Annotated in this window: 18 protein-coding genes and 1 pseudogene; 10 read left to right on the forward strand and 9 right to left on the reverse strand. The window is 67.2% G+C overall.

What is annotated here, in order from left to right:
- The first annotated feature begins 30 nt into the window (after window positions 1–30).
- Both G6N33_RS10040 and G6N33_RS10045 read left to right on the forward strand, forming a co-directional pair.
- Entirely contained in the window at window positions 31–1,407 is a 1,377-nt protein-coding gene (locus G6N33_RS10040; RefSeq protein WP_101528453.1) for a 3-oxoacyl-ACP reductase, read from the forward strand.
- Between the two features lie 29 nt (window positions 1,408–1,436).
- On the forward strand, window positions 1,437–2,279 hold the full coding sequence (locus G6N33_RS10045) for a MaoC/PaaZ C-terminal domain-containing protein (RefSeq protein ID WP_044509464.1): 843 nt from the start codon (window positions 1,437–1,439) through the stop codon (window positions 2,277–2,279).
- A gap of 8 nt (window positions 2,280–2,287) precedes the next feature.
- On the opposite strand, the gene G6N33_RS10050 is transcribed toward G6N33_RS10045, so the two are convergent.
- The 3 genes from G6N33_RS10050 to G6N33_RS10060 all read right to left on the reverse strand — a co-directional run bounded on the left by G6N33_RS10050 (window position 2,288) and on the right by G6N33_RS10060 (window position 5,441).
- A complete protein-coding gene (locus G6N33_RS10050; RefSeq protein ID WP_044509463.1) occupies window positions 2,288–3,556 on the reverse strand; it encodes a chloride channel protein in 1,269 nt (422 codons plus the stop codon).
- A 40-nt stretch (window positions 3,557–3,596) separates the two neighbouring features.
- Window positions 3,597–4,226 carry a TetR/AcrR family transcriptional regulator gene (locus G6N33_RS10055; RefSeq protein WP_061558018.1) on the reverse strand — a complete coding sequence of 210 codons (630 nt, stop codon included), beginning with the start codon at window positions 4,224–4,226 and terminating at the stop codon, window positions 3,597–3,599.
- Window positions 4,227–4,292: 66 nt separating this feature from the next.
- Window positions 4,293–5,441: a glycoside hydrolase family 3 N-terminal domain-containing protein gene (locus G6N33_RS10060; RefSeq protein WP_044509461.1), complete on the reverse strand. Its 1,149-nt coding sequence runs from the start codon at window positions 5,439–5,441 to the stop codon at window positions 4,293–4,295.
- 154 nt (window positions 5,442–5,595) lie between these two features.
- On the opposite strand from G6N33_RS10060, the gene G6N33_RS10065 reads away from it, so the two are divergent.
- The 4 genes from G6N33_RS10065 to G6N33_RS10080 all read left to right on the forward strand — a co-directional run bounded on the left by G6N33_RS10065 (window position 5,596) and on the right by G6N33_RS10080 (window position 11,892).
- Complete coding sequence (locus tag G6N33_RS10065; RefSeq protein WP_044509460.1) at window positions 5,596–5,802, forward strand: DUF2613 family protein; 207 nt, start codon at window positions 5,596–5,598, stop codon at window positions 5,800–5,802.
- 105 nt (window positions 5,803–5,907) lie between these two features.
- Window positions 5,908–6,081 (forward strand): DUF2613 domain-containing protein, encoded by a 174-nt coding sequence (locus G6N33_RS10070; RefSeq protein WP_066947240.1) that lies wholly within the window; start codon window positions 5,908–5,910, stop codon window positions 6,079–6,081.
- Window positions 6,082–6,193: 112 nt separating this feature from the next.
- Window positions 6,194–10,438, forward strand: a complete 4,245-nt coding sequence (locus G6N33_RS10075; protein WP_101528454.1) for an alpha-(1->3)-arabinofuranosyltransferase — start codon at window positions 6,194–6,196, stop codon at window positions 10,436–10,438.
- A 29-nt stretch (window positions 10,439–10,467) separates the two neighbouring features.
- Complete coding sequence (locus tag G6N33_RS10080; RefSeq protein WP_044509458.1) at window positions 10,468–11,892, forward strand: lipase maturation factor family protein; 1,425 nt, start codon at window positions 10,468–10,470, stop codon at window positions 11,890–11,892.
- Here G6N33_RS10080 and G6N33_RS10085 read toward each other — a convergent pair.
- Together G6N33_RS10085 and G6N33_RS10090 are read right to left on the reverse strand one after the other, a co-directional pair.
- Window positions 11,889–12,356 (reverse strand): PaaI family thioesterase, encoded by a 468-nt coding sequence (locus tag G6N33_RS10085; protein WP_044509457.1) that lies wholly within the window; start codon window positions 12,354–12,356, stop codon window positions 11,889–11,891. The genes G6N33_RS10080 and G6N33_RS10085 overlap by 4 nt on opposite strands.
- A gap of 11 nt (window positions 12,357–12,367) precedes the next feature.
- On the reverse strand, window positions 12,368–13,579 hold the full coding sequence (locus G6N33_RS10090) for a cytochrome P450 (protein WP_044509456.1): 1,212 nt from the start codon (window positions 13,577–13,579) through the stop codon (window positions 12,368–12,370).
- 307 nt (window positions 13,580–13,886) lie between these two features.
- Between G6N33_RS10090 and G6N33_RS10095 the strand changes: the two are divergent.
- Window positions 13,887–14,458: pseudogene (locus G6N33_RS10095) on the forward strand (R2-like ligand-binding oxidase); the annotation flags it as partial.
- An 11-nt stretch (window positions 14,459–14,469) separates the two neighbouring features.
- Here G6N33_RS10095 and G6N33_RS10100 read toward each other — a convergent pair.
- The gene (locus G6N33_RS10100; protein WP_044509455.1) at window positions 14,470–16,113 is read right to left on the reverse strand and encodes an acetolactate synthase large subunit; all 1,644 of its coding nucleotides are present in this window, start codon (window positions 16,111–16,113) and stop codon (window positions 14,470–14,472) included.
- A 93-nt stretch (window positions 16,114–16,206) separates the two neighbouring features.
- Here G6N33_RS10100 and G6N33_RS10105 point away from each other — a divergent pair, with 93 nt between their 5' ends.
- Window positions 16,207–17,625 carry an NADP-dependent succinic semialdehyde dehydrogenase gene (locus G6N33_RS10105; protein WP_044509454.1) on the forward strand — a complete coding sequence of 473 codons (1,419 nt, stop codon included), beginning with the start codon at window positions 16,207–16,209 and terminating at the stop codon, window positions 17,623–17,625.
- A gap of 134 nt (window positions 17,626–17,759) precedes the next feature.
- On the opposite strand, the gene G6N33_RS10110 is transcribed toward G6N33_RS10105, so the two are convergent.
- The 3 genes from G6N33_RS10110 to G6N33_RS10120 form a co-directional block, all read right to left on the reverse strand.
- Window positions 17,760–18,701 (reverse strand): R2-like ligand-binding oxidase, encoded by a 942-nt coding sequence (locus G6N33_RS10110; protein ID WP_044509452.1) that lies wholly within the window; start codon window positions 18,699–18,701, stop codon window positions 17,760–17,762.
- Window positions 18,698–19,387: a TetR/AcrR family transcriptional regulator gene (locus tag G6N33_RS10115; RefSeq protein ID WP_044509451.1), complete on the reverse strand. Its 690-nt coding sequence runs from the start codon at window positions 19,385–19,387 to the stop codon at window positions 18,698–18,700. Before G6N33_RS10115 ends, G6N33_RS10110 begins: the two co-directional genes overlap by 4 nt.
- 223 nt (window positions 19,388–19,610) lie before the next feature.
- Window positions 19,611–21,344 carry an acyl-CoA dehydrogenase gene (locus G6N33_RS10120; protein ID WP_044509450.1) on the reverse strand — a complete coding sequence of 578 codons (1,734 nt, stop codon included), beginning with the start codon at window positions 21,342–21,344 and terminating at the stop codon, window positions 19,611–19,613.
- A 162-nt stretch (window positions 21,345–21,506) separates the two neighbouring features.
- Here G6N33_RS10120 and G6N33_RS10125 point away from each other — a divergent pair, with 162 nt between their 5' ends.
- Both G6N33_RS10125 and G6N33_RS10130 read left to right on the forward strand, forming a co-directional pair.
- Window positions 21,507–22,484 carry a phosphotriesterase family protein gene (locus tag G6N33_RS10125; RefSeq protein WP_044509449.1) on the forward strand — a complete coding sequence of 326 codons (978 nt, stop codon included), beginning with the start codon at window positions 21,507–21,509 and terminating at the stop codon, window positions 22,482–22,484.
- Window positions 22,485–23,981, forward strand: a complete 1,497-nt coding sequence (locus G6N33_RS10130; protein WP_044509448.1) for an AMP-binding protein — start codon at window positions 22,485–22,487, stop codon at window positions 23,979–23,981.
- The last annotated feature ends 65 nt before the right edge of the window (window positions 23,982–24,046 follow it).

A 24,046-nucleotide genomic window follows, 5' to 3' on the forward strand; every position in this document is an offset into this window, starting at 1 on the left:
CGACTCAGAAAGACAACGGAAGGCAGCTCAGTGGCTCCCAATCGTCCCTCCGACCTGTTCTCGCAAGTGGTCAACTCGGGCCCCGGATCCTTCCTCGCGAAGCAACTCGGGGTCCCGCAGCCGGAGAATCTGCGCCGCTACTCGCCCGGTGATCCGCCGTTAACGGGATCTTTGCTGATCGGCGCTCCGCAAGAGCAGCCGGGCCGGATCGTCGAGCCGCTGCGGGCCGCGCTGGACGGTGACTACGACGTGGTCGGCAACAACCTCGGCGGCCGCTGGGCCGACAAGTTTGGCGGCCTGGTGTTCGATGCGACCGGCATCACCGCGCCGGACGGCCTCAAGGCGCTGCACGACTTCTTCACGCCGCTATTGCGCAACCTGGGTCATTGCGCGCGCGTCGTCGTGGTCGGCACCACCCCTGACGCCGCCGCCAGCACCGATGAGCGGATCGCGCAACGCGCGCTGGAAGGCTTCACCCGCTCGCTGGGCAAGGAGCTGCGCAACGGTTCCACCGTGGCGCTGGTCTACCTGTCGCCGGACGCCAAACCGGCCGCCACAGGCCTGGAATCGACCATGCGGTTCATCCTGTCGGCGAAGTCGGCGTACGTCGACGGTCAGGTGTTCTACCTGGGGGCCGCCGATTCGACCCCGCCGGCCGACTGGGACCGGCCGCTGGACGGCAAGGTCGCGATCGTCACCGGCGCCGCGCGCGGCATCGGCGCAACGATCGCCGAGGTGTTCGCCCGCGACGGTGCCCGCGTCGTCGCGATCGACGTGGAATCCGCGGCCGAGACGCTGGCCGAGACCGCCAGCCGGGTCGGGGGCACCGCGCTGTGGCTTGACGTCACCGCCGCCGACGCGGTCGACAAGATCACCGAGCACCTGCGCGACCACTACGCCGGCCACGCCGACGTGTTGGTCAACAACGCCGGTATCACCCGGGACAAGCTGCTGGCGAATATGGACGACGCCCGCTGGGATGCTGTCTTGGCGGTCAATCTGCTCGCCCCGAAACGTCTTACCGAGGGTCTGGTCGCCAACGGCAGCATCGGCGAAGGTGGGCGGGTGATCGGCCTGTCGTCGATGGCCGGCATCGCCGGCAACCGCGGGCAGACGAACTACGCCACCACCAAAGCCGGGATGATCGGGCTGACCCAGGCGCTGGCACCGGATCTCTACGAGAAGGGCATCACGATCAATGCCGTGGCGCCGGGCTTCATCGAGACGCAGATGACCGCGGCCATCCCGCTCGCCACTCGCGAGGTGGGCCGCCGGATGAACTCGCTGCTGCAGGGCGGCCAGCCCGTCGACGTCGCCGAGACCATCGCTTACTTCGCCAGTCCGGCGTCAAACGCGGTGACGGGCAACGTTATTCGCGTCTGCGGCCAGGCAATGTTGGGCGCCTGACAGTACCGGCGAAGCTCAAGGAGAACGCGATGAATCAACCCAGCGGCCTGCGGAACATGCTGCGCGCGGCCGCCGGGGCGCTACCCGTGGTGTCCCGGACCGACCAGCTACCTAGCCGGACGGTGACCGTCGAGGAATTGGCGATCGACCAGACCAACGTGGCCGAGTACGCCGCCATCACCGGCCTGCGCTTCGGCAACAACGTGCCGCTCACCTATCCGTTCGCGTTGACCTTTCCGGCGCTGATGTCTTTGGTGACGGGGTTCGACTTCCCTTTTGCCGCAATGGGTTCGGTACACACCGAGAACCACATCACGCAGTATCGGCCGATCGCGGTGACCGACACCGTCGGTGTGCGGGTGCGTGCGGAGAATTTGCGTGAGCACCGCAAGGGCCTGTTGGTCGACCTGGTCACCGACGTCACTGTCGGCAACGAGACCGCCTGGCACCAGGTGACGACGTTCCTGCACCAACAGCGCACCAGCCTGTCCGACGAGCCCAAGCCGCCACCGCAGAAACAGCCCAAGCTCCCGCCGCCCAGCGCCGTGCTGCGCATCACCCCGGGCCAGATCCGCCGCTACGCCGTCGTCGGTGGTGATCACAACCCGATCCACACCAACCCGATAGCCGCCAAGTTGTTCGGGTTCCCGACCGTCATTGCACACGGAATGTTCAGTGCGGCAGCGGTATTGGCGAACATCGAAGCCCGGCTTCCGGATGCGGTGCGGTACTCGGTCCGGTTCGGCAAGCCGGTGATCCTGCCGGCGACCGCGGGCCTATACATCGAGGAGAAGGACCAGCGCTTCGAGTTGTCGTTGCGCCACATCGCCAAGGGTTATCCGCACCTGACCGGCAGCCTCGAGCCGCTGTAGGCGCCGCGTCAGCCGACTCGTTCGTCGCGCTTGAGCGCCCCGACCCTGCGCAGCCTGTTCAGCGCGTGCGCGCCGGTCGAGGTCATCAGGAACACCAAGAACAGCCACAGCGGCGGCCGGGCCAGCTCCCAGACGAAGATCGCGGCCCAGATCGGCGAGCCCTGGGTGACCGCGAGCACCCCGGCGGCCCCGGCCAGCGAGACCGCCGGCACGTGCAGGTCTGTCCCGGTTATCCAGTTGATCGTCAGCACCAGCAGCACACCCGTCGCCGCACCGGTGGCCAGCGACGGCGTGAGCAGCCCGCCGGCGCCGCCGGCCCGCAGAAACAAGGCGGTCAGCAAGGGCTTGAGCGCAAGGATCGCCGCCGCCCCCGACAGCGTGAGCCCGCTGGCGAGGCTGACGGTCAGGATGCTGCGGCCGTTGCCGGGCAATTCGGGCCGCCAATGCGAGCAGATGCCCATCACCAGCCCGGCGGCCGCCAGAGCGGGAATCAGCATCCAGCCGCGCGGCTGGCACGCGGGCCGCGCCGCCGCCATCAGCCGGTTGAACGCGAGGCCCACCGCGAGGGCGAACGGGGCCACCAGCAGCCCGTGCGCGGTCAGCAGATAAGTGGACTCCCCGATCGGCCAATCCAGGTTGGGATGATCGCCGGTGCTGGCCGAACCGATCGCGACGGCCAGGCTGGAGGTGAGAAACGCGGCGCCCAGTGCGCGCGGATGCCAGGTGTTGAGCATGATGCGGGCGGAGAACAACGCCCCGGCCAGCGGCACGGCATATACCGCGCCCAGACCGGCCCCGGCCGCGCACGCGAGCAGGATCTCTCGGTCGCGGGAATCCAGCCGGCGTAACCATCCGGTTCCGAAATCGGCGAGCGCCGCCGCAAATTGGCGCGGCGCCCCTTCGCGCCCCAGCGACGCCCCCGAACCGACCAGCAGCACCTGCAGCATGGCGTCGACACTCCACGACAGCCGCGGAATCGGCTGCTGCCGGGCGATGGTTCCGGCCAGGGGCGGCACCGGGGCCCGGCGGCGCAGCAGCCACCATCCCAGACCCGCAACCGCGGCGCCCACCATCGGCCCCAACACCCGGCGCACCGGGCTGCTGCCGGTCACTCCGGCCAGCAGGGTGCCGAAACTGTAGTTGTAGGTCAAGTGCGAAACGATGCGCAGCACAAACGTGGTCGACAACCCGGCCAACCCGGCCAACAATCCGACTATGACGACCGCGCAGCAGAAGTCGACGTTGCGTCCCGACGAGCGAACGGGCGAACGGCGCACGGCACGAATCTAGCCCCCGAGGGCCGCGCCGGTCCCCCGGTTAGGACGCGGGCCGCTGGGCCGGGCCGGCTTCCTGCTTCTCGGGCACGCCGCGCAGCCCATGCCAGAACAAGTCGATCATCAGCTCGGCCGCCTCGTCGACGTCGATGTCGCCGGTGGACAGCCGATTGGCCATCGCCTCACCGGCGCCCACCAGCGCGACCGCCATCATCTGGTGCTCGGCATCGGTGCGCGGCGTGCGGCTGTTTTCCCGCACCAGACCCGCGACCAGCTCGATGATCTGCTCGCGGCCCTCTCGGACGGTGTGGGCAAAGGCCTGCGAGCTGATCGCCTGGGTGTACATCACGATCCAGGACGCCCGGTTGGCGTCGATATAGCGCAAGAACGACCCAATCGTGTTGCGCAACAAGTCCCGTGGGCTTTGGGTGAAGTCGATGTCGGCGCGCACCGCCTCGATGAAGCGGGTCATTTCGCGGTTCAGGCACGCCCCGAACAAGTCCTCTTTCGAGCCGTAGTACAGGTACAGCATCGGCTTGGAGATCTCCGCCGCGGCGGCGATGGTGTCCATCGAGGTCTCGTGGTAGCCGTTGACCGAAAACATCTGCACTGCGGCGTCGAGCATCTGCTGTTCCCGTACGGCGCGCGGTAGCCGCTTGGTACCACCTGCCATCGCTCTGCCCCTTCAAGCCCTATGGGCTCCGCTTATCCGACTCCAGGGTAACGATTGACCTGCCGGTCAGTGTTCACATGCCCGGCCGGGTCCCTTCATGGTGGCCACCCGCAGCAGCGACTGGTCCACCGCCGGCAACGCCAATTCACCTGCAGCCAAAGCCTTTTCGAGTCGATCCAGCACCGCGGGCACCTCGTCGGTGGTCACCCACAGCGCGATATCGGTGCCGGCCTGCAAGGTCCGCAGCACCGCTTCAGCCACCCCGTAGCGGTCCGAGATCGCCGCCATGCTCGACAGGTCGTCACTAAAGACGGGGCCGTTGAACGGCGGGCCGCCGTATCCGGTGCCGTCGCGCAGCAGTTTGACCGCAGCGGGGCTGAGGCTGGCCGGCTCGTCGTTGGTGGTCAGTCCGGGCACCTGCAGATGGCCGATCATCACGGCGACCGGGGCGTTGGTCACCAGCGTCCGATAGGGCACGAGGTCGTCGTTGATCAGCTCGGGCAGCGGCGGCGTAACGACCCCGCCCTTGTGCGAATCACCGGAGCCATGGCCGTGGCCGGGGAAATGCTTGAGCACCGGCAGCACCCCCGCGTCGCGCAGCCCCTGCGCGTACGCCCCGGCGTATTCGGTGACGGTCTTGGGGTTGTCGCCGAACGAGCGGTCCCCGATCACACTGTCGTCGGGCTCGTCGGTGACGTCGACGACCGGTGCGAAGTCAACGGTGATGCCCAGGTCGTGCATCTTCTTGCCGCGTTCGGCCGCCTGCGCGCGCACCTGGTCGGTGGTTTGGGTGCGCGCCAGCTCCTTCGGGGACGGCGCGGTACCGATCAGCGACTTCAGTCGCGACACCCGGCCGCCTTCTTCGTCGACGCTGACCGCCAGCGGCAGCGGCCCGGCGTTGCCGGCGATGTCGGCCAACGGCCCCGAGAAGATGCTGAGGTCCGTCCAACTACCGATGAAGATCCCGCCGACGTGGTAGCCGTTGACCACCGCGCGGGCGTCGTCGGCGTTCTTCACGCCCACCATCAACAACTGGGCCAGCTTGTCGCGGTTGGACAGCTTGGCCGTCGGGTCGCCGCAGACCGGCGGTGCGGGCGGCGCAGCGACGGGCTTGCTGGTCGTCGTCGACGCCGGCGGCCGGGCGGCGTCGTGACCACAGGCGGCTACCAGCGTCGATACGGCTGCCAGCAGGGCCAGGGTGCGCGAAAAAACCATCGGGACATGTTGTCACGGCCAGCAGCCGCCGCGGCGCGGGCCCACCGGGGCCGCTGCTCGGGGGCGCGCCGGGCGCCGCGATATAACGCGCCATGGCGGCTGGCGGCGGTTAGGTTGGCCGTGGACCCAATGACTGGCAAGGGAGGAGCCAGCAATGACGGGGTTTGCGCTGGCCGCTGCCACCGGAGTGGTGGCGGGCTTGATGATCGGAGCCGCCGCGACCGTCGGGGTGACGCTGGCCGTCCAGGACCACGGCATGACGCACCCGCCGGCCGCGCCGGCGACGCGAAGCCCGACCGGTCCGTATCTGGTCAACTACGGCGAGCGGTGTTGGCACGGACATTGCATCCCCTGGCCGTGACGCGGCATCACTCGGCCGCACTTGTCAGCCGGGGCGCGTCGGCCGTTCTGCTAGGTTGACTTTGGGTAGTCCTGCGTGACACTCACCAAACCCAAGGAGTAACCGATGAACCGGATCATTGCGCCCGCCGCCGCGAGCGTGGTGGTTGGTTTGCTGCTGGGCGCGGCCGCGATCTTCGGGGTCACTCTGATGGTGCAACAGGACACGAAGCCGCCACTACCCGGGGGCGATCCGCAGTCGTCAGTGCTCAACCGGGTCGAATACGGCAACCGTAGCTAGCGGCGATCGCCAGCGCGGCCGTGGTGATCGCAAGAGCGACCTAGCCCGGCGCAGCGGGTCGCCACTACCGGAAGCGGCCGCGGAATCCCCCGCGGGCTCGTCGGGCACCCCCCTGTCCCGCCGCTGGCTGTTCTTGGTCGGCGCGATCTCCCTGGCGTTGACGTTCGCCCAATCGCCGGGGCAGATCTCGCCCGACACCAAACTGGACCTCACCGCGAACCCGCTGCGCTTCCTGCTGCGTGCGACGAACCTGTGGAACAGCGAACTCCCGTTCGGGCAAACCCAGAACCAGGCCTATGGCTACCTGTTTCCGCACGGCACCTTCTTCTTGATCGGTCATCTGCTCGGCGTGCCGGGCTGGATGACGCAGCGCCTGTGGTGGGCGTTGTTGCTCACGGTCGGCTTTTGGGGTGTGCTGCGGGTCGCCGAGACGCTGGGCATCGGCAGCCCGACGTCGCGGGTTATCGGCGCGACCGCGTTCGCGCTGTCCCCGCGGGTGTTGACCACACTCGGGTCGATCTCCTCGGAGACCTTGCCGATCATGCTGGCGCCCTGGGTGTTGCTGCCCACGATCCTGGCGCTCCAATCAGGGGGGCGCGCAACCAGCAATCGCTCGGTGCGCACACTGGCCGCTCAGGCCGGGCTGGCCGTCGCACTGATGGGTGCGGTCAACGCGATCGCCACCCTGGCCGGATGCCTGCCGGCCGTGCTGTGGTGGGCGTGTCACCGGCCAAACCGGGTGTGGTGGCGCTACACCGGGTGGTGGGCGCTGAGCCTGGTATTGGCCACGCTGTGGTGGGTGGTTGCCCTGGTGCTCCTGCGCAACGTCAGCCCTCCGTTTCTGGATTTCATCGAATCCTCCGGGGTGACGACGCAGTGGTCCTCGCTGGTCGAGATGCTGCGGGGGACCGACAGCTGGACCCCGTTCGTGGCGCCCAACGCGACCGCGGGGGCCCCGCTGGTAACCGGATCCGCGGCCATCCTGGCGACCTGCCTGGTCGCCGCCGCGGGCCTGGCCGGGCTGGCCAGCCCGCGCATGCCGGCGCGCGGGCGGCTGGTGACGATGCTGCTCGTCGGGGTGGTCTTGATGGCCGTCGGCTACTCGGGCGGGCTGGGCTCGCCGCTAGCCCACCAGGTGCAGCTGTTCTTGGACGCCGCGGGCGCCCCGCTGCGCAACGTGCACAAGCTGGAATCGGTCATCCGCATCCCGATCGTGCTCGGTGTCGCCGAGCTGCTGGGCCGGGTGCCGCTTCCGGGCAGCGTGCCCCGGTCCCAGTGGCTGCACGCCTTCGCCCATCCCGAGCGCGACAAACGCGTCGCCGTGACGGTGGTGGTGCTGACCGGGCTGACCGTCGGCACCTCACTGGCCTGGACCGCCCGGCTCACGCCACCGGGTACGTTCAGCGCCATCCCGCGGTATTGGCAGGAGGCCGCTGACTGGCTCACCACGCACAACGCTGCTCAGGCCGGCGGGTCTGCCCCCGGCCGCGTGCTGGTGGCCCCCGGGGCCCCGTTCGCCACCCAGATCTGGGGCACCACCCACGACGAACCACTGCAGGTGCTTGGCAGCAGCCCGTGGGGCGTACGCGACTCCATTCCGTTGACACCGCCGCAGACCATCCGGGCGCTGGACTCGGTGCAGCGACTCTTCGCCGCCGGACTACCCTCCGCGGGTCTCGCGGATACCCTTGCCCGACAAGGAATTTCATATGTCGTAGTACGCAACGACTTGGACCCGAACTCGTCACGGTCGGCCCGCCCGATCCTGGTGCACCGCGCCATCGACGGGTCCCCACGACTGCAGAAGGTGGCGCAGTTCGGCGACCCCGTGGGGCCGGGAGCGTTGGCCGGCTTCGTCACCGACAGCGGACTGCGTCCGCGCTACCCCGCGGTGGAGATCTACCGGGTGGTGATACCGGGCGCGCCCGGTGCGCCCTACTTCGCCGACACCGATCGGCTGGCCCGCGTCGACGGTGGGCCCGAAGTGCTGCTACGCCTCGACGAGCGGCGCCGGCTGCTCGGCCAGCCGCCACTGGGGCCGGTGCTGATGACCGCCGACGCCCGGGCGGCCGGTCTTCCGATGCCCGCCGGTGCCGCCGTGACCGTGACCGATACCCCGGTGGCGCGCGAGACCGACTACGGCCGGGTCGACGAGCATTCGTCGGCCGTGCGAGCCGACGGCGACAGCCGGCATACCTTTAATCGGGTACCGGACTACCCGGTCCCCGGCGCCGCGCCGGTCGTCGGCGGGTGGAACGGCGGGCGGATCACCGTGTCGAGTTCGTCCTCGGACTCCACCGCTATGCCCGACGTCGCACCGGCGACCGCTCCCGCCGCTGCGGTCGACGGTGATCCGGCCACCGCGTGGGTGACCAACGCGCTGCAGGCCGCCGTCGGGCAGTGGCTGCAGGTCACCTTCGACCACCCGGTGACCAACGCCGCCATCACCCTGACCCCCAGCGCAACCGCCGTCGGCTCCCAGGTCCGCCGCATCGTGATCGACACCGCCACGGGCAGCACCACGCTGCGGTTCGACCAGGCCGGTACGCCGCTGACCACCGCACTGCCCTATGGCGAGACGCCCTGGGTGCGGATCACCGCCGCGGGCACCGACGACGGATCCAGCGGCGTGCAGTTCGGCATCACCGACCTGTCGATCACCCAGTACGACGCCTCGGGCTTCGCGCACCCGGTCGACCTGCGCCACACCGTGCGGGTGCCCGGGCCGCCGCCGGGCTCGGCGGTGGCGGGCTGGGACCTCGGCTCGGAATTGCTCGGCCGGCCCGGCTGCGCGGCGGCCGCCGGCAGCGTGCGCTGCGCGCCGTCGATGTCGTTGGCCCCGGAGGAGCCGGTCAACTTCAGCCGCACCCTGACCGTGCCCACACCGGTGTCGGTGACACCACGGGTATGGGTCCGGCCGCGGCAGGGCCCCAGGCTGGCCGACCTGATCGCCGAGCCGAATACCGTTCGCGCCCAGGGCGATTCCGATACGGTCGACATCCTCGGTTCGGCGTTCGCCGTCACCGACGGCGACCCGGCGACGGCCTGGACCGCGCCACAGCGGGTGGTGCAGCACAAGACGGCCCCCACCCTGAGGCTGACGCTGCCGCGCCCCACCGAGGTCACCGGGCTGCGGCTGCTGCCGGGCCGGTCGACATTGCCCGCTCGGCCAACGATGGTGGCTGTCGACCTTGGCGACGGCCCGCAGGTGCGCGAACTGCGGCATGGCGATGACGAGGGGGCGCAGACCTTGCCGTTGCGCCCGCGGGTGACCGACACCGTCACCGTCAGCCTGCTGGACTGGCAGGACATCATCGACCGCAACGCGTTGGGCTTCGACCAGCTCAAGCCGCCCGGCCTGGCCGAGATCGCGGTGCTCGGCAGTGACGGCAATCCCGTCGCCCCCGCCGACGCGGCCCGCAACCGGTCGCGTGAAATCTTCGTCGACTGCGATCACGGCCCGGTCATCGCGGTCGCCGGCCGGTTCGTGCACACCTCGATCCGCACGACGGCGGCCATGTTGCTCGACGGTGCGCCGGTCCCCGTCGAGCCGTGCGATCGCAACCCAATTGCCCTACCGACCGGCCAACAGGAATTTTTGATCAGCCCCGGCGCTCAGTTCGTCGTCGACGGGGCCCAACTGCTGACCACCGGCATCGCCGATTTACCCAACGCAGCAGGGGTTTCGACGACACCGGCGGTAACCGGTGGGTGGGGCCCCGATCACCGCGAGGTACGCGCCCCGGCCTCGGCCGTCTCCCGGGTCCTGGTGATCCCCGAAAGTATCAACCCGGGCTGGGTGGCCCGCACTGGGAACGGGAACCGACTGACGCCGGTGGCCGTCAACGGCTGGCAGCAAGGCTGGGTGGTGCCCCCCGGAGATCCCGGCACGATCACGTTGACCTTCCCCTCCAACGGGCTGTACCGGGTTGGGTTGGCCTTCGGTCTGGCGCTACTGCCGCTGTTGGCTCTGCTGGCGGGGTGGCGCACCCGGCGGGGATGCGCGGACGACGCGCCCGCGACGCCATGGTCCCCGGGCCCCTGGGCCGCGGTGGCGGTGACGGCGGCCGGGGCGCTGATCGCCGGGGCAGGCGGCGTCGTCGTGGTCGGCGGCGCGCTGGGACTGCGTTACGCACTGCGGCACCGGCAACGGTGGCGCGATCGGGCCACCGTCGCGGCGGCTGCCGGCGGCCTGATCTTGGCCGGGGCGGCACTGTCGCGACACCCGTGGCGCGCGGTCGACGGTTATGCCGGGCATGCTGCGAGTGTGCAGCTACTCGCGCTGGTTTCGATCGCCGCCGTCGCCGCGTCGGTGGTCGTGCTGCCCAGGCAGCGAGGCGCGCCACCCGGCGATTGACATTTCGGGGCGTCCGAGGAGTGCTTGCGATGGGATGGTTTTCTGCACCCGACTACTGGGTGAGCAGATTCGTGCTGGAACGCGGGGTCGCGGCCATCTACCTAATCGCATTCGTCGCGGCGGCCCGACAATTCCGGGCGTTGATCGGCGCCGACGGAATGCTGCCCGTGCCCAGGTACCTGGCGGGCCAGTCGTTTTGGCGGACACCCAGCATTTTTCAGCTGCACTATTCGGACCGGCTCTGCACGGCTGTGTGCTGGTTCGGTGCGCTGTTGTCGGCGGCGATTGTGCTCGGAGCGGCCGATCTGCCCCCGCTGTGGGCGGCGATGGCGCTGTGGGCGACGGTGTGGCTGCTGTACCTGTCGATCGTCAACGTCGGACAAGTCTGGTATTCGTTCGGGTGGGAATCTTTGTTGCTGGAAACCGGATTTCTGATGATCTTCCTCGGCAACGAGCGGGTCGCGCCGCCGATGCTGACGCTGTGGCTGGGGCGGCTCCTGCTGTTCCGGGTCGAGTTCGGGGCCGGGTTGATCAAGATGCGCGGCGACCCCTGCTGGCGCGATCTGACCTGCCTGTACTACCACCACGAGACCCAGCCGATGCCGGGCCCGCTGAGTTGGTTCTTCCACCACCTGCCCAAACCGCTTCACCGAATTGAAGTGGCTGGCAACCACTTTGCCCAACTCGTGGTGCCGTTCGGTCTGTTCGCGCCGCAACCAATAGCCAGTCTGGCCGCCGCCATCGTCGTCGTCACACAGTTGTGGCTGGTGTTGTCCGGCAATTTCGCCTGGCTCAACTGGGTGACGATCGTGCTGGCGTTCAGCGCCATCGATGATGCCGCGGTAAGGCGGCTGTTGCCGATAACCGGACACGCACCGGGGCCGGCGCCACCGTTGTGGTTCGTCGTCCTGGTCTCCACCGTTGCCGGCGGCATGCTGTTTTTGACCTATTGGCCGGTGCGCAACATGCTGTCGCGGCGGCAGCGAATGAACATGTCGTTCAACGCTTTTCATCTTGTCAATACCTACGGCGCGTTCGGTACTATCGGTCGGTCCCGCTATGAGGTGGTGATCGAGGGCACCGACGAACCGAGCATCACCGCGCAGACCGTGTGGAAGGAATACGAGTTCAAGGGCAAGCCCGGCGCGGTGGACCGGCTGCCCCGCCAGTGGGCGCCGTATCACCTGCGGCTGGACTGGCTGATGTGGTTCGCCGCGATCGCGCCGGGTTACGCCCAACCGTGGCTGGCGCCGTTTTTGCAGCGGCTGCTGCGCAACGACCGCCCCACGCTGCGACTGTTGCGGCACAACCCCTTCCCCGACTCCCCGCCGCAATACGTGCGTGCGCGGTTGTACCAGTACCGGTTCACCACTGTGGCGGAGTTGCGACGCGATCGCGCGTGGTGGCACCGCACGCCGGTGGGCCAGTACGTTCCGCCGATGTCACTGCGTTAGGTCAGCCGGCTGAGGTCGGTGATGAGCTGCGATACCACGGTCACCGTGGCGATTCGGCGACCGGAATCGTCATCGAGGTCCGCGCCCAGCACGGCGTTGGTCTTCGTCAACTTCAAGACCCGCCCCGTTGCCACATAGCTTTTCGCCGTGCCCGCGCGCAGGATCGTCACCGTCATACTCAGCGTCGGACAGGGGCAGGCCGTCGCCAGCGAGCCGCAGTGGGTTGCCGTCTGATCCAGCATCTCGGCCATGGACCCGCCGCTGAGTTGCGCGAAATTATATGCGCCAGCACCAGGTTCGTATGACATGCGCAACCAGCGCTCGGTACGCGACCCGTCGAGGAACCGCGCATTCAATGCCGCGAGGTTGGGCGTCAGGTTGTTGTTCGCGTGGGCAACCCACGCCGTTTCCGCAAGCGCAGCTCCCGGTTCCCCGAACAGGCCGAGATAGCCGGTGTTGTCCATGTCTGAGCTCCTCAGCGTACAGTCGGCCGTTCGGAACCAACCACGAGTCGCGCTGGACTACGACCGAGAACCTGTCGCCACGGTATCGCACTCGGATCCTCGGTCAGGTACAACGGCGGCACTTCTGCCAACACCGCCCGTATGCACTCTTCCACCGCGAGCTTCGCAAGCGCGGTACCGAGGCAATAGTGCGTTCCGGCGCCGAAATTCAGCGGTCTGGGGGTCCCCGGCCGGCTGAAACGATCGGGGCAGAACCGATCGGGATCCTCCCATACCGACCCGTCGCGACAAGCCGCGGCAATGCAGGGAAACACCATCGCCTCGGCGGGGATCACAGTGTCGTAAAGCTCGATCGACGCAACGGCAGTGCGCGGAATCAGCGGGACACTGGGTTCCATCCGCATTGTTTCGGCAGCAACTGCGGACAGACGGGTCGGATCTTGCGCCACGCCGTCCAGCTGGTCGCGGTGCCGCAGGGCGACCAGGATACTGCAGGGAATTTGGCTACCCGTTGTATCATGCGCTGCTACAAGGAGATTAGAGATCATCACGACCGTTTCGTCATGGGTGAGCCGTTCTCCTTCGACCTCGGCAGCGAGCAGGCCGGTAATCAGATCGGATCCGGGGTCGCCGCTTCGCCGCCGGGTGAGGTCGTGAACATAGCTCTGCAACTCTGTGACCGCGCGCGTCGCATTGCCGATCTGGTCCGGGGTCATCACGAAGAATACCGGGCTCAGGGCGTCCGCCCACTGCGCGAACAAGGGGACATCGGTAGCTGGCACCCCGAGCAGGCGGCAGGTCAGTCCGGCCGCCACGGCCGCACCGGCGGGAACCAGATCTCCGCTCCGCCTGGCCGACCCGATCGCTGCGGCGGCCAGCTCGGCCGCGGCGTCCTGCAGTGCGGCAACCGCCCGCGGCGTAAAGGCACGCGCGACGAGTGTTCGCATCCGCTGGTGGTAATCGCCCTCGGTGGTAAACATCAACCGGCCGTACCAATCTCGTAATGGCCCGCTGGTGATGCCCATCATGTCGAACAGCGTCAAGCCGATGCCATTGAGCCGCTTGTCACGCACCAGCAGTTCAACATCGCGCTGGCGCAGCGCGACAACGGCGCCGGTCATCTCATCTCTGGCCAACGGGCCCCGTCGCGCGGCCTCGCGCAACACCCCATGCAGATCACCGGCCAGATTCCCAGTCAGGTCGACAGTCGGCAATGCGCCCACAGCTTCTCCTTTCACTCATGCGCACACACCGAAGGAGGAATCGGTGGAAGCTGGCGATGAAAATCTGTTGTCACGCGGCTGCTTTCACGAGGCGTATACGCGAAGATAGCCCAAGCTTGCGTGGGGCGCGAGGAGGTGCGCTGCACCGTCCCCGGCGAAAGACCGAAAACTCTTACTATTCCTGGGGTTTGAAAGGCCGTGGCTCGCAGCTGGTAGATCGAGCCTTGCAGCAAAGTCTTCGATCAGCAGGCAAACACGTTGCGTACCAAGTTGCGCGCGTTCTGCCGTTGGCGAGGCTCCCGTTCGACGGCAGGGTTGGGAGCAGCTGACCGACGACGAAGTGACTTCGCCATCCGCCTGTGCGCGCAGTTCGTCGCCGGCCAGGAAGCGGTCACCCACGACATCGAACCGTTCATGGCGTCCATGGGCACCGAGGGCCGGCTCGGCGACGAGATATACCTGACGCAGTTCGCCTTCGAGGAGGTATTTGACCCGTCACCGACTGCCCAGGTGCGCGCATCGGCAACCTATAACCACGTGGTCGAGGGCATGATGGCGCTGACCGGGTACCACTCTTGGCACCGGATCTGCAACGGCCACACGCCAACTGGGAGGCGTTCGAAACGCGGATGAACAAGCTCATCCCGCCGGTGCTGCGGGCCACCGAGGAAAGCTACGCGATGTACGGCGACGACATCCCGTTCGGCTTGCAGCTGGTCGAGTCTCGACAGTACGCCGCCGAGAAGGGGATGCGGCGGTTCGGCACCATCTCCAGCGCCCGCGGTCATCCGGATCGGCGAGATCGACCTTGACTCGCCGCTGCAGCTCGAGGACACCTTCGCCGAGGAGGACCGGAAGGTGCTGGCGGCCAGGGCCTAAGCCGCTGAGCGCTACAGGGTTTCATCGAGCTCACCGAGGCGGTCCGTGAGCCGCAGGTTCTCGGAGTAGTCCACCGGGCAGCAGATCAGCGACACCCCGTCGTCGTCGAGTGCCGCCCGCAGCGTGGGCAGCAGCTCGTCGGCGCTGTTGATCCGATAGCCCTTGGCGCCAAAGCTTTCCGCGTACGTGACGATGTCGGGGTTGTCGAACCGCACATAGTGATGCTCGCCGAGCTCGAGATCCATCTTCCACTCGATGAGGCCGTATCCGCCGTCCTCCCAGACCAGCACCACCAACGGGATCTTCTCGCGCACGGCCGTCTCGATCTCCTGCGAGTTCATCAGAAAGGCGCCATCACCCACCACCGCCAGCACCTTCACCTCCGGTTGCGCCAGCTTCACGCCCAGCGCGCCGGGCAGCGCGAAACCCATGGTGGACAGTCCATTTGAGATGAGGCAGGTGTTGCGTTCGAAGGTCGGATACAGCCGGGCCATCCACATCTTGGTCGCACCCGTGTCGACCAGCACCACGTCGGAGCGGCCCAGCGCTGCCCGGGTGTCGGCGACGACCCGCTGCGGCGCCAGCGGATAACGTGAATCTTGTTGCCCACGCGCGAATTCCTCGTCCAGCAGGCCCGATCCCGGCACCTCGGCGCGGTCGAAGCTGCACCCGGACAGCGCATCGGCCAGTTGGTTCAGCGAGTCGCTGATATCTCCGATGATGCCGACGTCGACTGAGTAGTGCGCGTCCACCTCGGCCGGGAAGCGGTGAATGTGGATGATCTTCTTGTCGGCCTGCGGGTTGATCCGGACCGGGTCGAACTCCTGCAACTCATAGCCGACGGCGATCACCACGTCGGCGTTGTCGAACCCGAAGTTGACGTAGTCGTGCCGCATGAAACCCAGCGTCCCGATGCTGTTCGGGTGGTCATCGGGCATCACACCCTTGCCGTGGAAGGTGTTGGCCACTCGGATTCCCAGTTTCTCGGCGAAACGCACCAACGCTGCCGTCGCGTCGCTGCGCGCGGCCCCGTGCCCGGCCAACAACACCGGCTGTTGGGCGGTCCGCAGGATGTCGACGGCCCTGGCCACCTGACGGGCCGCCGGTGCGTCGGCGCGCACGACGTTGCGCGGCAACGGCCGCAGCTCGTACTCGGCGTCGTCCTCGTCGATATGTTCCGGGACGGCCAGGTAGACGGCGGCCGGCCGTTCCGTCTCGGCGACCTTGAACGCCTTGCGGACCATCTCCGGTATGGCGCGCGCCGTCGGCACCGGGGCCGACCATCGGGTGATCGGCGCGTACATCGAGACCAGGTCGACGTACTGGTGGGACTCCTTGTATTCGCGGTCCTGTCCGACCTGCGCCGAGATGGCGACCAGCGGGGTGCTATTGGTGGTGGCGTCGGCGACACCGAGCTGCATGTTGATGGCACCGGGGCCCAGCGTCGCGGATACCACCCCGGCACGCCCGGTCACCCGGCCGTACATCTCGGCCATGAAGGCCGCGCCCTGCTCGTGCCGGGTCAGGATGTAGCGGATGTCGGATGCCGCCAACGCCTGGATGAACCGGATGTTCTCCTCGCCGGGGATGCCGAAGACGACGGTAACCCCCTCGTTCTCCAGGCATTTAACAATCAGCTGAGCCGCAGTGCTCATCTGCCACCTCCCTCCTGGGAACGATAGTGGCAGGCTAGGTGTTGAACGTTTCAGTCCCCTTGGGAAAAAACAGCAAAAGGGAAGGATGTCAGCGTGTCAATCGCGACCATCAACCCGGCCACCGGCGAGACAGTCAAGACTTTTACCCCTGCAACCGATGAGGAAATCGACGCGGCGATCGCGCGGGCGTACGCGCGGTTCAAGGATTACCGCCGCAACACCACTTTCGCCCAGCGTGCTGAATGGGCGAATGCGACCGCCGACCTGCTGGAAAAAGAGGCCGACGATGTCGCGGCGATGATGACCCTGGAGATGGGCAAGACCCTGAAGTCGGCGAAGGCCGAAGCGCTGAAGTGCGCCAAGGGTTTTCGCTACTACGCCGAGAAGGCCGAGCAGCTGCTGGCCGACGAGCCGGCCGAGGCGGACAAGGTCGGGGCGAAAAAGGCCTATACCCGCTACCAGCCGCTGGGTGTGGTGCTGGCCATCATGCCGTGGAACTTCCCGCTGTGGCAGGCAGTGCGGTTCGCCGCCCCGGCGCTGATGGCCGGCAACGTCGGCATTCTCAAGCACGCATCCAACGTGCCGCAGTCCGCGCTTTACCTGGCCGACGTCATCGCCCGCGGCGGCTTCCCAGACGGCTGCTTCCAGACGCTGCTGGTCTCGTCCAGCGCGGTCGAGCGCATCCTGCGCGACCCGCGGGTCGCGGCCGCCACCCTGACCGGCAGTGAGCCGGCCGGGCAGTCGGTCGCAGCGATCGCTGGCGACGAGATCAAACCCACCGTGCTCGAACTCGGCGGCAGCGACCCGTTCATCGTGATGCCGTCGGCCAACCTGGACGAAGCCGCCAAGACCGCCGTCACCGCGCGCGTGCAAAACAACGGCCAGTCCTGCATCGCCGCGAAGCGGTTCATCGTTCACACCGACATCTACGACGCGTTTGTCGACAAGTTCACCGAGCGGATGGCCGGGCTCAAGGTCGGAGACCCGACCGACCCGGACACCGACGTGGGCCCGCTGGCCACCGAGTCCGGCCGCGACGACATCGCCAAGCAGGTCGACGACGCGGCCGCAGCGGGCGCCACAATCCGGCTCGGCGGCAAACCCATCGACGGGCCGGGTTGGTTCTATCCGCCGACCGTGGTCACCGACATCACCAAGGACATGGCGCTCTACACCGAAGAGGTGTTCGGCCCGGTGGCCTCGATGTACCGGGCCAAGGACATCGACGAAGCGATCGAGATCGCCAACGCCACCACCTTCGGATTGGGCTCCAACGCCTGGACCAACGACGAGGCCGAGCAGCTTCGCTTCATCGACGACATCGAGGCCGGCCAGGTCTTCATCAACGGCATGACGGTGTCCTACCCGGAGCTGGGCTTCGGCGGCATCAAACGGTCCGGCTACGGCCGCGAACTCGCCGGCCTGGGCATCCGCGCATTCGTCAACGCCAAGACCGTGTGGGTCGGGGAGTCCGAAGAGGGCTCGGCGGCCGGCGCCAACAAGGTCGAGTAAGCGGGCGTCGAGCGCGCAGCGGTCGCAGGCGCGCGTCGTCGAGCGTGTGGCCTACGCACCAATCGAGGCGGTTTCGGTGCATTAAGGCTCACACTCGGCGATAAGCGCGTCGCCGCGCCCAGCGGCCGCCGCGGTTAGGCCGAGGCGCCGGCGAGCACCCGCTCGTCCTCCTCGGCGAAGGTGTCTTCGAGCTGCAGCGGTGAATAGTCGAGGTCGATCTCCTCGAGCGGCCGGCCCCGAGCGCTGGCGATGGTGCCAAACCGGCGCATGCCCTTGTCCGAGGCGTACTGCATGGAGTCGTCCGTCGACAGGCCGAACGGCATCGGGTCATAGAGGGCAAAGCCCTCTTCGATGAGGCGCAGCCCCAGCGGCATTAGCTCGTTCATCCGCGCTTCGAAGACACCCCAGTTGGCGTCGTCGGCGGCGACATGCCGCCGGCAGGTAAAAGTGCCCCAGGCCATGTGGCGTCGCTCGTCGTCGCCGATGCGGCGAATCAGCTCCTGCATGCCCGGCAGGATGCCGCGTTCCACGCAGATCTTGTGCCACAGGTAGTAGCCGGTCAGCGCCAGCATCCCCTCGACCATGTGGTTGTAGGTGACCGAGGCGCGAACCTGGGCAGCCGGAGACGGGTCAACGGTCAACGCGCTCAAGCACTCCGGCAATTCGTCGTAGAAGATCGCGCGGTAGCTCGGGACGTCGTCGATGTACGGGTGCAGGTCGTCGGTGACGCCGACGGCGTCCAGCCACATGCGGAACACCTGGACGTGCTTGGCCTCCTCAAAGGCGAACTGCGTCAGGTACATCTCGTCGCCCAGCCGGCCCTCGGCCCGCATGGCAGCCATGAATGGCTGGATGTCCTGGGTGACTGATTCCTCGCCCGCGATGAACTCCGCGCACAATCGGGTCGCGTAGTGGCGCTCGTCGGCGGTCAGCCGTTCCCAGTCCTGCCGGTCGCGGGAGAAGTCGATGTCGGCAGGATTCCAGAACTTGGCGTTGCCACCGGCAAATAGCTTGAGCGGCAAGCTATTCCAGTTGAGGCCGCCCTGGGCCATTGAGGCGACTCGTGTCCTGTTCATGTGACCTCCTCAGATCTCATCAGGGCTGGGGTAGGGGAGGAATCCGGCGCGGCGAAGGCGGCGGCTAGGACCGCGACAATCCTTCGCACGGCCAGGGCCGGCTGTTCGGGGCTGGGCTCGTCGAGCCCGAGGATGGGGTCCAGGCCACGCATATACGGCGCCAGCGCCAAATGCGGGAAGATCAGCAGCAGCAGCGACAGCAGCACGTCGGTGTCGGCGTCCGCGCGCAAGTCGCCGCGCACCTGGGCGGTGTGCACCAGGGGCCGCAACACCTCTAGGTAGTGGCGGTGAATGACACTGCGCACGCTGATGCGGGCGTCGGTGTCAACCTCGAGCGTGGCCGCGGCGTGCAGCGCACGTTCTCGCGGATGCTCGGCGTAGTAGGCGACCCAGCCGTCGAGCAATTCGGTGAGGAACTCGAAGAACGGCCGGTCCGGATCGAGGTTGTGAATCAGGTCTTCCATGTAGACCCGCACCCGCTGGCTGCCGATGTCGGCGATGAACGAGAACAGGTCGCGCTTGTCGGCGAAGTACTGGAACAAGCTGCCCTTGGCAACGCCGGCCCGGCGCGCGATGACGTTGAGGCTGCCGGAGGAGAATCCGTGCGCTCCGAACTCGGCCTCGGCCGCCTCGATGATCGCGGTGCGACGAGCGGGGTCGACGCGTGCCCATGTGACCGTCGGCATCCGGCCTCCTTGCCTCGATGACCACTGGTCATCTTACTGTGAGGCGCGCCACAGTCAAGGGTTCCATCCTGGCGCCTCAGCGAAGCCGAATAACGGTGGAAGCGGGCCCTGCTGGCTAACATTTGTGGGTGCTTGACCGCTGGCCCGTCGTCGGCAGAACTGAGGAGATCGCACAGGTCATCCGGCTGTTCGATGCCGCGCCGGGACAGCGCGGCATCGAGGCCTACGGCCGCATCTGGTAGGCGCCGTTGAGCGGCTGGATGTGTTCCTTCCAGACCTGGTCGTAGCGCGCCTGGTCGAACACGGGACGACGGATCATCCGCATCGCGAAGCGTGCCTGCGCCTCGGTGGTGGCGGACTTGTCGCCGAGCGCGACGGCGTAGCTGTTGAAGTCGCGGACCAGCACGGCGAAGATCTCGTCGATCAGCGCCTCGGCTCCCCCCTGGTCCAACCCGGATAGCGGGGCCTCTTCCAAGATCAGCTGAGCGTAGGGCACCGTGGCGAACAACTGTCCCACCCCAAATGCGAAGTCAATGTCCTTCTGCTGCGCGGGATCCGGCGTGGCGCTCGCCAGCATGTCGGCCAGCACGTCGATCTGATCGCGCAGCAGCGCCACGTTGGGCAGATGGGCATGGCCGTCGAACGGCGCGCGCCAATCGTGGAAGTGCACCTTGCCCAATCCCCCCGTCGGGCCCTGCCGGAACAGGAACGCGTCGTCGGCCGCGTCGTCACGACGACCGATCACCGGCAAGTCGGCATTCGGCGCAAACAGGTAGTTGGGCATGAACTTGGCCAGCAACCCGATGTTGATGTGCACGGTGCCCTCAAGCCTTGGCAGCAAACCGATTTCGCGGGCCATGGCCTCGAAGATGGTGTCCTTCTCGACACCCTTCGCGGCGATCACGTCCCACAGTGCGGTGATCACCCGCTCGCCTTCGCTGGTGATCTTCGCCTTGGTCAGCGGGCTGTACAGCAGATAGCGGCGATCGTTGGCCGACGCGCTGCGCATGTAGTCGCAGGCCCGGGTGGCGACCAGCTTCATCGCGATCAACCGCACGTAGGCGTCGGTGAGCAGCCTGCGCACGTGGCTGAAGTCGGTGACGACCGTTCCGTATAGATGTCGGTTGGACGCGTGGGTGATCGCCTCGTACATGGCGTGGGTGCACATGCCGACTGCCCCCCAGCCGAGGTTGTACTTGCACACGTTGACCGTGTTGAGCGCGGCATGGAAAGCGTCCGGGCCGCGGTGCAACAGATCGGATTCGGCGACCGGATAGTCGCGCAGCGCATAGTTGGCGACGAAGTTCTGCGAGTTCACCACGTTCTTGATCAGCTCGTAGCGATCGTGCTGGGAGTCCGCGACGAAGAAGACGTATTCGTCGTCCTTCGGCGACGACCCGGCGATTTTGCCGAAGGTCGACACCATCCGCGCGACATTAGCGTTGCCGATGTAGTACTTCTCGCCGTTGGCCGTCCAACCACCGTGACCGTCGGGCCGCAGCACCATGTCGGTCTGATAGACGTCCGCGCCGTGGGACTGCTCGGACAGCCCGAAGCCGAACACCTCACCGGCCTGAAGCTGCGCGGCGGCCTTGCGCTTGGCGTCCTCGTTGGCGCTCATCCAGATCGGCCCTAGGCCGAGGGCGGTGACTTGGAATGGATACCAATAGTTCAGCCCGTAGAAGCCCACGATCTCGGCGAACTCACTGATCCGGTAGGTGTCCCAGCGGCAGGCCAAGTCGGCCGAGGTGCCGTATTCCGACGGCGTGAGCAGGGACGCGAAGATGTGTTCCCGGCCGATGTGGTCCAGGAATTCGGAGTACCACCGGCGCTCGTGATCGTCGGCCTTTAGTCGCGCCTTGCCGCGGGACTCGAAGAAGTCCACGGTGGCGGCCATGATCTCCGCCGAGCGGCGGTCGGGGTAGCGGCGTTGCAAACGATTCGGATTGAGCAACATGGCGGTATCTCCGGGAGAAGAATCGGGCGGCGAACCGGTCGCGGCCGACGGTACGCCACTAATCCCGGCGTCTGGGCGTCATGCGGGGATTGCTGGAAAATTTGCATTGTCGTGGTAATTGCCCCTGTTGGAGCACCACCGCCCGCGCCTAGCATCAGCGACGTGTCCGAACTCAATACTGCGCGCGGTGCTATCGACACGGCCGACCTCGGCGTGACCCTGATGCACGAGCACGTGTTCATCATGACCACTGAGATCGCCCAGAATTACCCCGAGGCTTGGGGCGACGAAGAAAAACGGGTCGCCGATGCGATCGCGCGGCTCAATGAGCTGAAGGCCCGCGGCGTGGACACCATCGTCGACCTCACCGTGATCGGCCTGGGCCGCTACATTCCGCGCATCGCGCGCGTCGCGGCCGCCACCGAGCTGAATATCGTTGTGGCGACCGGGATTTACACCTACAACGACGTGCCGTTCCGGTTCCACTACGAGGGCCCCGGCGGCATGCTCGACGGCCCGGAGATCATGACCGAGATGTTCGTCCGCGACATCGAGCAGGGCATCGCCGACACCGGCGTCAAGGCCGGAATACTCAAGTGCGCTACCGACGAGCCGGGTATCACCCCCGGCGTCGAGCGAGTGTTGCGCGCGGTCGCGCAGGCGCACAAACGCACCGGAGTGCCGATCTCCACGCACACTCACGCGGGCCTACGCCGCGGCCTGGACCAGCAGAAGATCTTCGACGAAGAAGGTGTCGACCTGACCCGTGTGGTCATCGGGCATTCCGGCGACAGCACCGACGTCGGCTACCTCGAGGAGCTGATCGCGGCCGGCTCCTACCTCGGGATGGACCGGTTTGGTCTCGACGTGATCTCGCCGTTTGAGGAGCGGGTCAAGATCGTGGCGCAGATGTGCGAGCGTGGGCACGCCGACAAGATGGTGCTGTCCCACGACGCGAACTGCTACTTCGACGCACTGCCCGAAGAGCTGGTGCCACAGCTGGCGCCCAACTGGCACTACCTGCATATCCACAACGACGTCATCCCGGCGCTTAAGGAGCGCGGCGTCACCGACGAGCAGCTCCACACCATGTTGGTCGACAATCCGCGGCGCATCTTCGAGCGAACGGGCGCCTACTAGATGGCCGAAGGTGAGCCGGTTCCGCCGATCGGTACGCAGATTTCGGCGCTGGCCGCTCGCGCTCCCGACGAGCCTGCCGTCACCTGCGACGGGTTGACCCTCACCCGCGCCGAACTGGACGCTTCGACCAACCGGCTGGCCCGCGCCTACGCCGAGCGCGGGGTGGGCGTCGGCGACTACGTGACGATGGTGTTGCCCAACTCGATCGAGTGGATCCAGGCCGTCGTGGCGTGCTGGAAACTTGGCGCCGTACCCCAGCCGCTGTCCGCGCGGTTACCGGCCGCGGAGTTGGCGAGTCTGCTTCAGTTACGGCCGCCAACCCTGTTGGTGGGTCGCGATCATCCCGAATTGCCAAGCGTGCCAACCGGTTTCATACCCGACCGGGCACTGTCCGACGCCGTGTTGCCGGAGGCGGTGTCGCCGGTGTGGAAGGCGATGGGGTCGGGTGGTAGCACCGGGCGGCCCAAACTGATCGAGTCCGGCGGTGATAGCCGGATACCGTCGGCCATCGGCTATCCGTTGGGAGCTCAGGAGGGCGACATCACCTTGGTGCCGGTGCCGCTGTCGCACAACACCGGGTTCACCGTCGCCACGGTCGCGTTGCTGATGCGCCACCACCTGGTGCTGATGAGCCGGTTCGATCCGCACCGCTTTCTGCAACTGATCACCGATCACCACGTGACGTTCGTGACGACGGTGCCGACGATCATGCAGCGGACGCTGCCCGTCTACCACGCCAACCCGCACGCCTATGACCTGTCGTCGATCCGGCGGTTCTGGCATCTGGCCGCGCCGTGCCCGCCCGCCATCAAGCAGGCCTGGATCGACCTGCTGGGACCGGAGAAGGTGTGGGAACTCTACGGCGGCACCGAATTACAGGCACTGACGTTCATCTCCGGCGATCAGTGGCTGACGCACCGCGGTTCGGTGGGCGTGGTCGTCACCGGTGAGATGAAGGTGCTCGACGACGACGGTAACCCGTGTCCACCGGGCGTGGTCGGCGAGATCTACATGCGGCCCAGCCCCGGCAGCGCGCCGACCTACCGCTACGTCGGCGCCGCCGCCAAAACCCGCGACGGGTGGGATTCGCTGGGCGATCTCGGCTATTTCGATGACGACGGATTCCTGTATCTGTCGGACCGACGGGTCGACATGTTCACCGTCGGGGGCCGTAATGTCTATCCCGCGGAGATCGAGAATGCGCTGTCGGCGCATCCGGATGTGTTGTCCTGCTTGGTCGTTGGCGTTCCCGACCCGAACAACGGTGATCTGGGCCAGGTGCCCTACGTCCTGGTGCAGACGAGCGGGCACTGCACCCTGGACGCCGCGGGGGTGCAGCAGTTTCTGCGCGAGCACCTCGCGGGATACAAGGTGCCACCCACCCCCGACTTCATCGAGTTCGTCGACACGCCGCTGCGCGACGACGCCGGCAAGGCCAGGCGCTCGGCGGTGCGGGCCAAGATCATCGAGCGGCTGCCGGCCGCGGAGGCGAGCTGACCGTCACCGATCGGCGGCACCAAGAATCCTCCAAGGCCCGCGTACCACTATTGGGTTGATTGCTG

It is taken from the genome of Mycobacterium simiae, from assembly GCF_010727605.1.
In the GTDB taxonomy this organism is placed as follows: Bacteria; Actinomycetota; Actinomycetes; order Mycobacteriales; family Mycobacteriaceae; genus Mycobacterium; species Mycobacterium simiae.